The sequence below is a fragment of the Variovorax sp. VRV01 genome, from assembly GCF_014852545.1.
GTDB classification, from domain to species: Bacteria; Pseudomonadota; Gammaproteobacteria; order Burkholderiales; family Burkholderiaceae_C; genus Variovorax; species Variovorax beijingensis_A.
Genome location: NZ_JACVBS010000002.1, coordinates 40,514 through 53,137 on the forward strand (window position 1 = coordinate 40,514; position 12,624 = coordinate 53,137).

General features: G+C 68.0%; 13 protein-coding genes. 7 read left to right on the plus strand and 6 right to left on the minus strand.

The window, feature by feature from the left end; all coding sequences use genetic code 11:
• Window positions 1-110 precede the first annotated feature (110 nt).
• Window positions 111-1,289, minus strand: coding sequence for an acetyl-CoA C-acetyltransferase (locus tag IB278_RS03875; RefSeq protein WP_124959488.1), 1,179 nt, complete (start codon window positions 1,287-1,289; stop codon window positions 111-113).
• Window positions 1,290-1,339: 50 nt separating this feature from the next.
• Window positions 1,340-3,091: a class I poly(R)-hydroxyalkanoic acid synthase gene (gene phaC, locus IB278_RS03880; protein ID WP_192322968.1), complete on the minus strand. Its 1,752-nt coding sequence runs from the start codon at window positions 3,089-3,091 to the stop codon at window positions 1,340-1,342.
• 113 nt (window positions 3,092-3,204) lie between these two features.
• Between phaC and IB278_RS03885 the strand changes: the two genes are divergently transcribed.
• A complete protein-coding gene (locus IB278_RS03885; protein WP_192322676.1) occupies window positions 3,205-3,528 on the plus strand; it encodes a hypothetical protein in 324 nt (107 codons plus the stop codon).
• Here the strand turns inward: IB278_RS03885 and pgeF are convergent.
• Both pgeF and maiA read right to left on the minus strand, forming a co-directional pair.
• Window positions 3,460-4,227 (minus strand): peptidoglycan editing factor PgeF, encoded by a 768-nt coding sequence (gene pgeF, locus IB278_RS03890; RefSeq protein ID WP_192322677.1) that lies wholly within the window; start codon window positions 4,225-4,227, stop codon window positions 3,460-3,462. The genes IB278_RS03885 and pgeF overlap by 69 nt on opposite strands.
• A 14-nt stretch (window positions 4,228-4,241) precedes the next feature.
• Window positions 4,242-4,880 (minus strand): maleylacetoacetate isomerase, encoded by a 639-nt coding sequence (maiA, locus tag IB278_RS03895; RefSeq protein WP_145743845.1) that lies wholly within the window; start codon window positions 4,878-4,880, stop codon window positions 4,242-4,244.
• Between the two features lie 91 nt (window positions 4,881-4,971).
• Between maiA and IB278_RS03900 the strand changes: the two genes are divergently transcribed.
• From IB278_RS03900 to IB278_RS03915, 4 genes are all read left to right on the plus strand, one after another.
• Window positions 4,972-5,673, plus strand: a complete 702-nt coding sequence (locus tag IB278_RS03900) for a fumarylacetoacetate hydrolase family protein (RefSeq protein WP_192322678.1) — start codon at window positions 4,972-4,974, stop codon at window positions 5,671-5,673.
• Between the two features lie 19 nt (window positions 5,674-5,692).
• Window positions 5,693-6,244 (plus strand): NUDIX hydrolase, encoded by a 552-nt coding sequence (locus tag IB278_RS03905; protein WP_055804497.1) that lies wholly within the window; start codon window positions 5,693-5,695, stop codon window positions 6,242-6,244.
• A gap of 10 nt (window positions 6,245-6,254) precedes the next feature.
• Window positions 6,255-6,761: a CreA family protein gene (locus IB278_RS03910; RefSeq protein ID WP_192322679.1), complete on the plus strand. Its 507-nt coding sequence runs from the start codon at window positions 6,255-6,257 to the stop codon at window positions 6,759-6,761.
• A gap of 363 nt (window positions 6,762-7,124) precedes the next feature.
• Window positions 7,125-7,628, plus strand: coding sequence for a murein hydrolase activator EnvC family protein (locus IB278_RS03915; RefSeq protein WP_192322680.1), 504 nt, complete (start codon window positions 7,125-7,127; stop codon window positions 7,626-7,628).
• A 27-nt stretch (window positions 7,629-7,655) separates the two neighbouring features.
• Here IB278_RS03915 and IB278_RS03920 read toward each other — a convergent pair whose 3' ends face one another.
• Window positions 7,656-9,269: a phospholipase D family protein gene (locus IB278_RS03920; RefSeq protein ID WP_225612706.1), complete on the minus strand. Its 1,614-nt coding sequence runs from the start codon at window positions 9,267-9,269 to the stop codon at window positions 7,656-7,658.
• Window positions 9,270-9,499: 230 nt separating this feature from the next.
• Here IB278_RS03920 and IB278_RS03925 point away from each other — a divergent pair, with 230 nt between their 5' ends.
• Entirely contained in the window at window positions 9,500-10,924 is a 1,425-nt protein-coding gene (locus tag IB278_RS03925; RefSeq protein WP_192322682.1) for a homospermidine synthase, read from the plus strand.
• Window positions 10,925-12,238, plus strand: coding sequence for an NAD(P)/FAD-dependent oxidoreductase (locus tag IB278_RS03930; RefSeq protein WP_192322683.1), 1,314 nt, complete (start codon window positions 10,925-10,927; stop codon window positions 12,236-12,238).
• Window positions 12,239-12,408: 170 nt separating this feature from the next.
• Here IB278_RS03930 and IB278_RS03935 read toward each other — a convergent pair whose 3' ends face one another.
• Window positions 12,409-12,588: a hypothetical protein gene (locus IB278_RS03935; RefSeq protein ID WP_225612707.1), complete on the minus strand. Its 180-nt coding sequence runs from the start codon at window positions 12,586-12,588 to the stop codon at window positions 12,409-12,411.
• Between the last annotated feature and the right edge of the window lie 36 nt (window positions 12,589-12,624).

Sequence of the window (12,624 nt, forward strand, 5' to 3'; positions counted from 1 at the left end):
ATCTAACTCATTGTTTTACAAGGGGAATAATCAGTTTGCTCAAAATTTGAGCGGTGAACAAAGTGGCCCGTCGGCGGGAGCGCGCTCTGAAGGCGCGCCCCCAGTGGAACCTATCGCTCGATCGTCAGCGCCACGCCCATGCCGCCGCCGATGCACAGCGACGCAATGCCCTTCTTCGCGTTCTGGCGCTGCATCTCGTGCAGCAGCGTCACGAGGATGCGGCAGCCCGACGCGCCGATCGGGTGGCCGATGGCAATGGCGCCGCCGTTCACGTTGACCTTGTTCACGTCCCAGCCCATTTCCTTGTTCACGGCGCAGGCCTGCGCCGCAAAGGCTTCGTTGATCTCGAGCAGGTCAAGGTCGGCGGCCTTCCAGCCGGCGCGCTGCAGCGCCTTGGTCGACGCGGGCACCGGGCCCATGCCCATGATGGCCGGATCGAGGCCGGCCGTGGCGTAGCTCGCGATGCGGCCCAGCGGCTTGAGGCCGAGCGCGGCGGCCTTCTTGGCCGTCATCACCATCACGGCGGCAGCGCCGTCGTTCAGGCCCGAGGCATTGCCCGCGGTCACGCCGCCGGCCTTGTCGAAGGCGGGGCGCAGGCCGGCCAGGCCTTCGGCGCTGGTCTTGCGGTTGATGAACTCGTCCTTGTCGAAGACGATCGGGTCGCCCTTCTTCTGCGCAATGCTCACGGGCACGATCTCGTCCTTGAACTTGCCGGCGTCCTGCGCGGCCGCGGCCTTGGTCTGGCTGCCGAGTGCGAGCTCGTCCTGCGCGGAGCGGTCGATGCCGTACTTCTTGGCCACGTTCTCGGCCGTGATGCCCATGTGGTACTGGTTGTAGACGTCCCACAGGCCGTCCACGATCATGGTGTCGACCAGCTTCCAGTCGCCCATGCGCTGGCCGTTGCGCGAATTGGGCAGCACGTGCGGCGCGGCGCTCATGTTCTCCTGGCCGCCGGCAATCACGATCTCGCTGTCGCCCGTGGCCACGGCCTGCGCCGCGAGCATCACGGCCTTCAGGCCCGAGCCGCAGACGGCGTTGATGGTGAGCGCCGGCGTTTCCTTGGTGCCGCCGCTCTTGAGCCATGCCTGGCGCGCGGGGTTCTGGCCCGCACCGGCGGCCAGCACCTGGCCCATGATGGCTTCGCCGACCTGGTCGGCCGTGAGATTGGCGCGCGCAATCACTTCCTTGATCACGAGGGCGCCCAGCTCGGTGGCTGCAATGCCCGCGAGCGAGCCGCCGAACTTGCCGACCGCCGTGCGTGCAGCCGAAACGATGACGATGTCTTCCATGAGGTTCTCCGTTGAAGTGATTTGAAGTCAGGGTTGTGAAGGATCGGGGATCAGGCTCTTGCCTTGACGTAGCGTCCGGGCGCCGGCTCGATCGCCTTGTAGGCCTTGCCGTTGCCGTAGGCCTTGGGCGCCAAAACCTGCTTGCCCGCATGGCCCTTGAGCCATTGGGCCCAGTCGGTCCACCAGCTGCCGGGGTGCTCGGTGGCGCCGGCCAGCCATTCGGCATGGGTCTTGGGGAACTTGCCGTCTTCGCGTATCCAGTGGCTGCGCTTTTTCTTGGCGGGCGGGTTGATCACGCCTGCGATGTGGCCGGAGGCGCCCATGACGAAGCGCTTCTTGCCCGGCAGCAGCTGCGTGGACGCATAGGCGCCGCCGATCGGCACGATGTGGTCTTCGCGCGAGCCGTAGATGTAGGCCGGGATGTCGATCTTTCCGAGGTCGATTTTCTCGCCGCAGACCGTGAGCGCATTGGGCTTGGCGAGCTTGTTCTCGTGGTACGTGTTGCGCAGGTACCAGGCATAGAACGGGCCCGGCAGGTTGGTGGCGTCGCTGTTCCAGTAGAGCAGGTCGAAGGGCGGCGGGGTTTCGCCCTTCAGGTAGTTGCCGACCACGTAGTTCCAGACCAGGTCGTTGGGCCGCAGGAAGCTGAAGGTCGAGGCCAGGTCCATGCCCGGCAGCAAGCCGCCCTTGCCCAGCTGCATTTCGCGGTACGCCACCATCGCCTCGTCGACGAAGATGTCGAGGATGCCGGTATCGCTGAAGTCGAGGAAGGTGGTGAGCAGCGTGACCGAGGCGGCCGGCTTTTCGCCGCGCGCCGCGAGCACGGCCAGCGCGGTGCTCAGGATGGTGCCGCCCACGCAGAAGCCCAGCGCGTTGATCTGCTTGCTGCCGCCGATCTCCTGCACGAGGTGGATCGCCTTGATGGCGGCGTTCTCGATGTAGTCGTCCCAGGTGGCGTTGGCCAGCGACTCGTCGGGGTTGCGCCAGCTCACCACGAACACGCGGTGGCCCTGCTCGTTGGCATAGCGGATCAGCGAGTTCTCGGGCTGCAGGTCGAGGATGTAGAACTTGTTGATGCACGGCGGCACCAGCAGGAACGGCCGTTCGTACACCTTGGTCGTGAGCGGCTTGTATTCGAGCAGCTGGAACAGCTCGTTCTCGAACACCACGGCGCCCTCGGTGGTGGCCACGTTGCGCCCCACTTCGAAGGCGCTTTCGTCGGTCATGCTGAGGTGGCCCTGCTTCACGTCGTGCAGCAGGTTCTGGATGCCCTTGGCGATGCTCTCGCCCTGCGTGTCGATGGCCTTTTTCTGTGCCTCGGCATTGAAGGCGAGCGAATTGCTGGGCGACGCCGCCGCCATCCACTGCTCGACTGCGAAGCGCATGCGCGCCTTGGTCTTTTCGTCAGCGTCGATGGCCTCGGCCATGCTGAGCAGGGTGCGGCCGTTGAGCAGGTAGACGGCCGCGGAGAAGGCCGCGAGCGGATTGCTGCCCCAGGCTTCGCCGGCGAAGCGCCTGTCGCCCTCGGGCCTGGCATCGAGGCCGCGGCGCCAGAGCTCTGTGGCTTCGGCCATGTATTGCTGCTGGATCGCTTGCAGCTTCTCGGGCGCAATGGAGACTTTGGGCAATTCAGGCAGCTTCGCCCCCGGCGGCAATTGCCACAGCGGCGTGCCGCCGCCGTTGAAGGCCGAGGCCCCCTGTACGGCGGACTGCTGGAGCGATTCCAGCGCCTGGGTCCATCCCTCTGAAAGAGCCTGCTGGAAGGGCGCGAACGCATCGGCCCCCGTGGCTTGTTGCTTCATCATGTCTCCTGGTCCTCGCCTGAATCGGTACGGATGGCTTGCGTATTTTGAGTATCCTGCATTTCGCAAGGCGCCCACAACGCTCCCCGCTCACTTACCGACTGAAACTTCTTGTGTTTATCCACCTGATCGTGATTGGCTGGCTCTACGTCGCCCTGATGATGGCCGTGGCCGAAGCCACCAACACCACCGGCACCGTATTGGGTGCCATCTTCACATTTCTTTTGTACGGATTGGCGCCTGTCGCACTGGTGGTTTACCTGATGGGCACCCCGGGGCGTCGCCGCGCGATCAGGCAGCGCGAGGAAAAGGCGCAGGAAGAAGCGCGCCGCGCCGCAAGCGAGGCGGCCGCGGCGGCAGGCACGGACTCAGACCTTCCAGACCAGCGCGGCGAAACGCCCGCTGACCTCGTCCCGCCGGTGCGAAAAGAACCGTGACGGGTTGGCGACGGTGCACCACGCGTCGCTGCCGTCGTTGCCGTGCACCGACGCCACGCCGGCCGCGCCGAGGCGCTGGCGCGCGAGCGCAGGCAGGTCGGCCAGCCACTTGCCGGGGGCCGGCGCGGGCCGGAAGCAGCGTGCGGCCTCGCTCGCATGCGCCTCGAACGCGGCCTTGACCTCGGGCCCGACCTCGAAGGCCCGGGGGCCGATGCAGGGGCCGAGCCAGGCCATGACCTTGCCGGCCGCCTGCGCGGGCTCGAAGCAGCGGACCGCCGCCTCGAGCACGCCGCCGGCCAGGCCGCGCCAGCCGGCGTGCGCGGCTGCCACCCGCTGGCCCGATTCGTCGGTGAAGAGCACGGGCAGGCAGTCGGCCACCATGATCGTGCATGCCACGCCGACGGCCGTGGCGGTGCAGGCGTCGGCCGGCGTGCCATCGCCCACGATGCCGGCTTCGGCATCGAGCGCCACGAGTCCTGTGCCGTGCACCTGCTGCAGGAAGACCGGGCGCGCGCCGCCGATGGCCTGCGCCAGGCGATGGCGGTTTTCGGCAACGTGGGCGGCCAGGTCGCCCACGTGGTCGCCAAGGTTGAGGCTCCGGTAGCGGCCCTGCGAAACACCGCCGTGGCGCGTGGTGCACACGGCCCGCACGTTGGGCGGCGCCGGCCAGCGGGGCACGAGCCATTGCGCGTCGTCCATGGCGGCGGGCTCGCTCAGGCTTCCGCGTCGGGGCACTGCGAAGGCTGGGCGCGCTGGAAGGCGTCGAGCTCCATGCAGGCCTCGAAGGCGGCCATGGTGCGCGGCAGCCCGCTGAAGTCGCAGTCGAAGCGGCGGCCGTTGAAGATCTGCGGCACCAGGCAGCAGTCGGCCAGCGTGGGCGTGTCGCCATAGCAGAACCGGCCGCCTGGATGCTGCGCGAGCTGGCGCTCGAAGGCCAGCATGCCTTCGCGCACCCAGTGGCGGTACCAGGCGTTCTTGGCCTCGTCGTCGAGCTTGAGTTCCTTCACCAGGTACTTGAGCACGCGCAGGTTGTTGAGCGGATGGATCTCGCAGGCGATGGAGTCCGCGAGTGCGCGCACATGGGCCCGGCCCACCGGATCGTGCGGCAGCAGCGCCGGCTCGGGATAGGTCTCGTCCAGGTATTCGATGATGGCCATCGACTGCGAGAAGCGCTCGCCCTCGTCCTCGAGCAGCGGCACCAGCATGTCGGCCGAAATGGCCGAGAACGGTCCCGTGCGGTGCTCGCCGCGGGCGATGTGCACCGGGATGTAGTCGAACTCCAGGCCCTTCAGGTGGAGCGCGATGCGCACGCGGAACGAGGCGGACGATCGGAAGTAGTTGTGCAGCTTCATCATCCCGCAAGCATAGCGCCGCACCGGCAGCCCGCGCCTGCCTCTGGCACACTGCCGTTTTTTCTCCGTTCCGCTGAAAAGGACAGACGCAATGGCTTCCGAGTTTGTTTTCGCCCCGCCCGCGACCGTTTCGATCCCCGTGGTCGGCCAGGCCGCCCGTTTTCCGGTGCACCGCATCTACTGCGTGGGCCGCAACTACGAGGATCACGCCAAGGAAATGGGTTTTACCGGCCGCGAACCGCCTTTCTTCTTCATGAAGCCGGCCGACGCGCTGGTGGTGGTCGATGCGGACCAGACCGGCACCATGGCCTACCCCACGCTCACCAAGAACCTGCACCACGAGATCGAGCTCGTGGTGGCGATCGGCACCGGCGGCAAGAACATTGCGGCGGCCGATGCGCACAAGCACATCTACGGCTATGCGGTGGGCCTGGACATGACGCGGCGCGACCTGCAGAACGACATGAAGAAGCAGGGCCGCCCCTGGGACATCGGCAAGGGCTTCGAGCAGAGCGCGCCCATCGGCCCGATCGTGCCGGTGGCCGAGGCCGGCGACGCCGAGAACGCCGAGATCTCGCTGCAGGTGAACGGCACCGACCGCCAGCGCAGCACCGTGAGCAAGCTGATCTGGAACGTGGCCGAAACCATCGAACACCTGTCGGCCGCATGGGAGCTGCAGCCCGGCGACCTGATCTACAGCGGCACGCCCGAAGGCGTGGCGGCGGTGGTGGCGGGCGACACGCTGGTGGGCGAAGTGGCCGGCCTGCCGAAGCTCACGATCAAGATCGCCTGATGCCGCGGTTTCCCGCTCCATGATCCTGCGCGTACCCATCAAGCACTGCAAGAACTGCGGCACCGCAGTGGTCTACCGCGTTCCCGACGACGGCGACACCAAGGAGCGCGCCGTCTGCCCGGCCTGCAGCACCATCCATTACGAGAACCCGCTGAACGTGGTGGGCACCATTCCCGTGCTCGGCGACAAGGTGCTGCTGTGCAAGCGCAACATCGAGCCGCGCTGGGGCAAGTGGACGCTGCCCGCGGGCTTCATGGAGCTGGGCGAGACCGCGGCCCAAGGCGCGGCCCGCGAGACCGACGAAGAGGCCGGCGCCCACTACGAGATGCAAGGCCTGTTCGCGGTGATCAGCGTGGTGCGCGTGGGCCAGGTGCACCTGTTCTACCGCGCCCGCCTGCTCGACGACCGCTTCGACCCCGGCCACGAAACCATCGAGGCCCGGCTCTTCACCGAGGAAGAGATTCCCTGGGAAGAGATCGCCTTTCGCACGGTGCGCGAGGCGCTGGAACACTTCTTCGAGGACCGGCGGCGCGGCAGCTTCGACCGCGTGCACGAGCTCAGCATCGTTTGAAACAACACCCATGACCCAGGCCCCCCGCGCTCCCCTCCTCCTTCGCGGCGCCTTCGCATGCGGCATGGCGCTGCTGGGCCTTGCGCTGGCCTCGGCCTCGCATGCGGAAACGGTGGGCGACGTGGACACCGCGTTCAAGCTCATCGGCCCCGACCACAAGATCGTGGTGGAGGCCTACGACGACCCCAAGGTCAATGGCGTGACCTGCTACGTCTCGCGCGCCAAGACGGGCGGACTGGCGGGTGCCTTCGGCGTGGCGGAGGACAAGTCAGAAGCCTCCATTGCCTGCCGCCAGGTCGGGCCGGTCAGCATCACGCAGCCCCTGCCCAAGCGCGAAGAGGTCTACAGCGAGCGGCTGTCCATCCTGTTCAAGCGGCTGCGCGTGGTGCGCATGGTCGACGCCAGGCGCAACACGCTGGTCTATCTCACGTACTCCGACCTGCTGATCGAAGGTTCGCCGAAGAACAGCGTGACGGCGGTGCCGATCGACCGCGGCACGCCGATCCCGCTCAAGTAGATCCGGGTCCGGCCGAGTTTGCTAGCATGGGCAGGGCCTGTTCACACTACTAACGGAGTCGCGAAGGCATGCCAAAGCGGACAAATCAAGGCGCACGACGCCGCGTGTGCGTCGGCACACGCAAGAAGTGCAACGCGGAGTTGGCCGCTTTGGCATGCCTTCCCTTCGGGTTGTTCGGCAAAGGGGCCGTCTGCGGCGTTGCCTGCGCTTGCAAGGAGTGAGCCTTGCTGCGCACAGGCGCCTTGCAGCCCGCCCCTTTGCCGAACAACGCGATCTCCGTTAGTAGTGTGAACAGGCCCTAGGTGGCTCGCCCGGCGCGCCGACCGCGGGAACCCTCAGCAACGAATTCGTTCCAAAAGAGCCATGCACCTCCAGACTTTTGCCTTTCGTACCGGCGCCGCGCTTCTGCTGGCCGCCGGCCTGGCCGCCTGCACCACGCCGCAGCCGCCGGCGCGGCCCGGCGTGACCATTCCGCCGCCCGTGCAGCAGCCCCAGGCCATGTTCATCCGGCCCGCCGCCGGCACCACCATTGCCCGCTTCGACGGCGTGCGCAACAAGGGGCTCGACATTGCCGGCAACCTGGGCGACCCCATCGTGGCCTCGGCGGACGGCCGCGTGGTGTACGTGGGCGGCGAGCTGCGCAGCTACGGCAACATGGTCATCATCAAGCACAACGAGACTTTTCTTACCGCCTACGCCCATGCGCAGACCATCCTCGTGAAGGAAAACGCGGTGGTCCGGCAAGGCCAGAAGATCGCCGAAATGGGCAAGAGCGAAGCCGACCGCGTGAAGCTGCATTTCGAGATCCGCAAGAACGGCACCGCCGTCGACCCCGAGCCCTATTTGAGCGGTCGCCTGCAGCAATAGCACCTGCACGGGCCGCCGACGCGCGGCCTACAGCAGGCTCTCGGGCACCAGCGGCGCGAATAGCTCCAGCTTCCAGCGCGACCAGAAATCCGTTTCCGGCTCCACATGCAGGATGGTGTCGGCGCCGTCGCCCGTCGCCGGGCTCACCCATTCGATGCCGCCGCGCGGCCCCAGCTGCAGCTGGTAGGCACCGTCCAGCCGGATGAAGCCGATCAGGCTGGTGAGCTGCTGGGCAATCTGCGGGCTGAAGATGAACAGGCCGATCTCGGTGTTGTGCAGCATCGAGCGCGGATCGAAATTCATCGAGCCGATGAACACCATGCTGCGGTCGACCACGGCCGACTTTCCATGCAGCCGGCCGCTGGCCGAGCCGTAGATGCCGAAGCGCCTGGTCTGCTCGACGCGCTTGGGGCTCAGCTCGTAGAGCTCCACGCCCAGCGCAAGCATCTCGGGCCGGTAGCGGCGGTAGCCGATGTGCACCAGCGATTCGTCGGTGGCGGCCAGCGAATTGGTGACGATGGTGTAGCTCACGCCGCGCTGCCGCACGAGGCGGATCGTCTCCATGCCGCCGCGGCCCGGAATCAGGTAGGGCGTGGTCTGCAGGATCTCCTGTTGCGCGCCGCGCAGGTAGCGCCGCACGTTGTAGAGCACGCTGTCGGTCGATTCGTCGGCCGGCAGTCCGCGGGCTTCCGGGGGGCCCAGTGCCTTGGCGGGCGCGTCGGCATAGGCTTCGGCGCGCGCCCAGACGAGCGACAGTGCGCCCTCGCCCAGGTCCTTGCCGAGCGCGTTGTTGCCCAGCAGGTCGGTGGAGGTCAGCGGCTCGGGATGCAGCGTGTCCGGTCCGGCGGTCATCTGCTCGAAGCGCTCGCGCAGCTGCTGCGGCGTGGCCCCGCCATTGGAGACCAGCGACTCGATCGGATAGACGTACGGGCTGTTCCAGTACATATCGAACAGCGACGACAACCGCGGCACGACCGTGCCGGCTACCAGCGTATCGATGTCGATGAAGTTGGAGCCGCCATCGCGCAGGAAGTATTCGTTGGCGATGTTGCGCCCGCCCATGACCGCCATCGAGTTGTCCACCACGAAGAGCTTGTTGTGCATGCGCCGGTGCACGCGGTCGAAGTCGAGCAGCGACGCCGCCCAGCGCGTGCCCAGCAGGCCGCGGCCGGCCGGAAACGGATTGAAGAAGCGCACCTCCACGTTCGGATGCGCCGCGAAGCCCGCGAACAGCGGATCGGCGCCCGCGGTGTAGAGGTCGTCCACCAGCAGGCGCACGCGCACGCCGCGGTCGGCCGCGTCGCCCAGCGTGCGCAGCAGGTAGTGGCCGGTTTCGTCGTTCTGCACCAGGTAGTACTGCACGTCGATCGAGCGCTGGGCGCGCCGCGCGAGCTCGACGCGCGCATGCAGCGAATACTGCGGCATCGGCAGCAGACGGAAGCCGCTCAGCCCCTGCCCCGGCGGCGAGGCCGCCGCCACCAGGCGCCCGAGCATGGTGTCGGCGCCATCGGTGATGGCCACCGATGGCTTGCGCTCCACGCCGGCCGGCAGCCCCGCGCAGCCGCCCATGAACAGCAGGGCCAGGCCGAGCAGCAGCAGCCAGGACGCACGCGCCAGGCGGGAGCCGGGGCCGGTCGGCATGACGTGATGTCGTGGATTGAGGGAAAAGTCTTCTGCCATCGGTTCGATGCAATGCGCGACGTGCGCAGGGTGGCCGGTTTCTACCACGGCTCCGGGCGAAAACTCCGCTCATGGAGTCCTCCTACACCATCGGCAAAGGCGAGCTGACGCATCCGCCGGCGCGAGCGCGCCACATTCCCGCGAGGAACCGACGAGGCCGGCCCGTCGGGCGCGACTCAGAGAGGTGACGGATGACGAAGAAGAATGAACCGCTGGCTCGCCTGGACGGCAGGCTCACGATGATCGGCTTCGGCTCCATCGGCCAGGCGCTGCTGCCTTTGCTGTTCCGCCATTTCGCACTCAAGCCGGCCGACGTCAGGATCGTGAAGCCGGGCGAGGACCGCAGCGGCCTGGCGAGGGAGCTGGGCGTCGAGGTCATTCCGGTGCGGCTCGAGGAAGGCAACTTCGCCGCCGTGCTGGAGCCCCTGGTGGACAAGGGCGACTTCCTGGTCAACCTTTCGGTCGAGGTGTCGAGCCTGGCGCTCATCAAGCTCTGCCGCGAACGCAGCGCGCTCTACCTGGACACCTGCAACGAGCCCTGGGGCGGCCGCTACGACGACCCCGGCCTTCCGCCTTCGCGCCGCTCGAACTACAGCCTGCGCGAGGAGGTGCTGGCCTGGCGCCTCGACAAGCGCGGCGGGCCGACGGCGGTGATCACACAGGGTGCGAACCCGGGACTGGTCTCGGCGCTGCTCAAGCAGGCACTGCTGAACATCGCGGCCGACACGCATGCCGAGCTCGAAGCCATGCCCGCGAGCTACGAAGACTGGGCGGCACTCGCGCAGCAGCTCGGCATCAAGGTGGTGCACATCGCCGAACGCGACACCCAGGTTGCGAAACAGCGAAAGCAACGCGGCGAATTCGTCAACACCTGGTCGGTGCAGGGCTTCGTCGACGAGGGCCTGCAGCCCGCCGAGCTGGGCTGGGGAACGCACGAGCGGCACTGGCCGGCCGATGCCGCGCGGCACGGCTTCGGCAGCGACGCGGCCATCTACCTTGAGCGCCCCGGCGTCGGCACGCGGGTGCGCAGCTGGACGCCGCTGGAGGGTCCGTACCACGGCTTCCTGGTGACGCATGCCGAATCGATTTCCATTGCCGACCACCTGACGCTGCGCAAGGACGGCGAGGTGGTGTACCGCCCCACGGTGCACTATGCCTACCACCCCTGCGACGATGCCGTGCTCTCGCTGCACGAGATGGCGGGAAAGAACTGGCGGCTGCAGCACCGCCAGAGGATCGTGCGCGACGAGATCGTCGAAGGCATGGACGAACTCGGCGTGCTGCTGATGGGCAATCCCAAGGGCGCCTACTGGTACGGCTCGCGGCTCACCATCGCGCAGGCGCGCGAGCTGGCGCCCGCCAACAGCGCCACCAGCCTGCAGGTGGTGGCCGGCATCCTGGGCGGGATGTCGTGGGCGCTGCGCCATCCCGATGCCGGCCTGGTGGAGCCGGACGACCTGGATCACCGCGTGGTGCTGGAAGCCGCCATGCCCTACCTCGGCGAAGTGGCGGGCGTGTATGGCGACTGGACGCCGCTGAAGGAACGGTGCCCGCTCTTCAATGAGGAGAAGGATGAAGACGACCCCTGGCAGTTCATCAACTTCCGGGTGGCCTGATTGCTGCTGCGCAAAGAACTCGGCGTCGTCGAGAACTCCTACTACGAAGCCAGCGTGCAGCGGGCGGCGCGCTTCGAGCCTGCGCGCCCGCTCGAAGGCATTGCCACCGCCGATGTCTGCGTGGTGGGCGGCGGGCTCGCGGGGCTGTCGGCCGCGCTCGAGCTCGCCTTGCGCGGCTACGCGGTGGTGCTGCTCGAGGCGCAGCGCGTGGGCTGGGGCGCCTCGGGCCGCAACGGCGGCCAGGTGATCGTGGGCTTCGGCGCCGACGGCGAAGAGGCCCTCGAAAAGCAGTTCACGCCCGAGGACGCGCACCGCGCCTGGAACATCTCGGTCGAGGGCCTGGACCTGCTGCAGGACCGCATCGCGAGCCACGCGATCGACTGCGACTGGCAGGCCGGCTACCTGAACCTGTCGGTCAAGCCCGCGAAGTCGCGCGCGCTGCGCGAATGGATGGAGCATGTGGGCCGCGTGCACGGCTATCCGCTGCAGTGGCTCGGGCCCGGCGAGGTGGCGCAATGGGTGGACAGCAAGCGCTTCGACGGCGGCACCTTCGATGCCCGCTCGGGCCATCTGCATCCGCTGAAGTATTCGCTGGGCCTCGCCTCCGCGGCGCGCGCGGCCGGCGCGCAGCTGCACGAGAACTCGGCCGCGCAGGTGATCGAGCGCGGCGCGCGGCCCGTCGTCAAGACCGCGCAGGGCGAGGTGCGCTGCAGCTTCGTGGTGCTGGCGGGCAACGTCTACCTGGCGGAGTACGGCGACGACGTGGCGCCCGAGGTGTCGTCTCGCATCATGCCCGTGGGCACCTACATGATCGCGACCGAGCCGATGGAGCCGGCGCGCGCCGATGCGCTCATGCGCGGCAGGCCGGCCGCGTCGGACACGAACTTCGTGCTCGACTACTTCCGGCTGAGCGCCGACCACCGGCTGCTGTTCGGCTCGGGCGACAGCTACAGCGCGCGGACGCCGCGCAACCTCATCGAGAAGATCCGCAAGAGCATGCTCGCGGTGTTTCCGCAGCTTGCCGACCTGGGCATCGACCACGCCTGGGGCGGCTTCGTCGACATCACGATGAACAAGGCCCCCGACTTCGGGCGCATCGGAACCAACATCTACTACCTGCAGGGCTTCTCGGGCCACGGCCTGGCCCTCACGGGCATGGCGGGCAAGCTGGCGGCGGAGGCCATCGCGGGCCAGGCGGAACGCTTCGACCTGTTCGCGCGCATCGGCCACCACGCCTTTCCGGGCGGCACCCTGCTGCGCACACCCGCGCTGGTGCTGGGGATGATGTACTACCGGCTGCGGGACCTGCTGTAGCGGTCTTGGCCCCACCGGGGCCATCGCCGCCTCAGGCGGGCGGATCCGGCGCCTGGAATGCGGCGCGCGCGGATTCGGGCGCGGCGGGCAAGCGAATGCGGGTGTCTTCGGGCATGGGACGGTGTCTCCTTCCTCCTGGCACCGCTGTCGCATGGCAGGCACCGGCGCGCTCAGGCGCGCGCCTGATGCCAGCGCAGATGGCCGGAACGCCGCGCGAGCAGCAGCCCGGCCGCAGCCAGCCCGACCCCTGCGATCGCAGCCGTGTTGCCGGATGCCGCACGGCCCATGTCGAGCGCGATCTCGCCGGTGCGCGGCCTGGCAACCGGTCGCCCCGGCAAAGCCGGTTCCACGGGTGCGCCGGGCTGGGCCGTCGCAGGTTGCGTGCG

Excerpts from the sequence above, each read along its gene's own strand:
- IB278_RS03925 (WP_192322682.1), top strand. The coding sequence starts at position 9,500 with ATGACGAAGAAGAATGAACCGCTGGCTCGCCTGGACGGCAGGCTCACG.
- IB278_RS03920 (WP_225612706.1), bottom strand. The coding sequence starts at position 9,269 with ATGCCGACCGGCCCCGGCTCCCGCCTGGCGCGTGCGTCCTGGCTGCTG.
- IB278_RS03915 (WP_192322680.1), top strand. The coding sequence starts at position 7,125 with ATGCACCTCCAGACTTTTGCCTTTCGTACCGGCGCCGCGCTTCTGCTG.
- IB278_RS03875 (WP_124959488.1), bottom strand. The coding sequence starts at position 1,289 with ATGGAAGACATCGTCATCGTTTCGGCTGCACGCACGGCGGTCGGCAAG.
- phaC (WP_192322968.1), bottom strand. The coding sequence starts at position 3,091 with ATGAAGCAACAAGCCACGGGGGCCGATGCGTTCGCGCCCTTCCAGCAG.
- maiA (WP_145743845.1), bottom strand. The coding sequence starts at position 4,880 with ATGAAGCTGCACAACTACTTCCGATCGTCCGCCTCGTTCCGCGTGCGC.
- IB278_RS03910 (WP_192322679.1), top strand. The coding sequence starts at position 6,255 with ATGACCCAGGCCCCCCGCGCTCCCCTCCTCCTTCGCGGCGCCTTCGCA.
- IB278_RS03900 (WP_192322678.1), top strand. The coding sequence starts at position 4,972 with ATGGCTTCCGAGTTTGTTTTCGCCCCGCCCGCGACCGTTTCGATCCCC.
- IB278_RS03905 (WP_055804497.1), top strand. The coding sequence starts at position 5,693 with ATGATCCTGCGCGTACCCATCAAGCACTGCAAGAACTGCGGCACCGCA.
- pgeF (WP_192322677.1), bottom strand. The coding sequence starts at position 4,227 with ATGGACGACGCGCAATGGCTCGTGCCCCGCTGGCCGGCGCCGCCCAAC.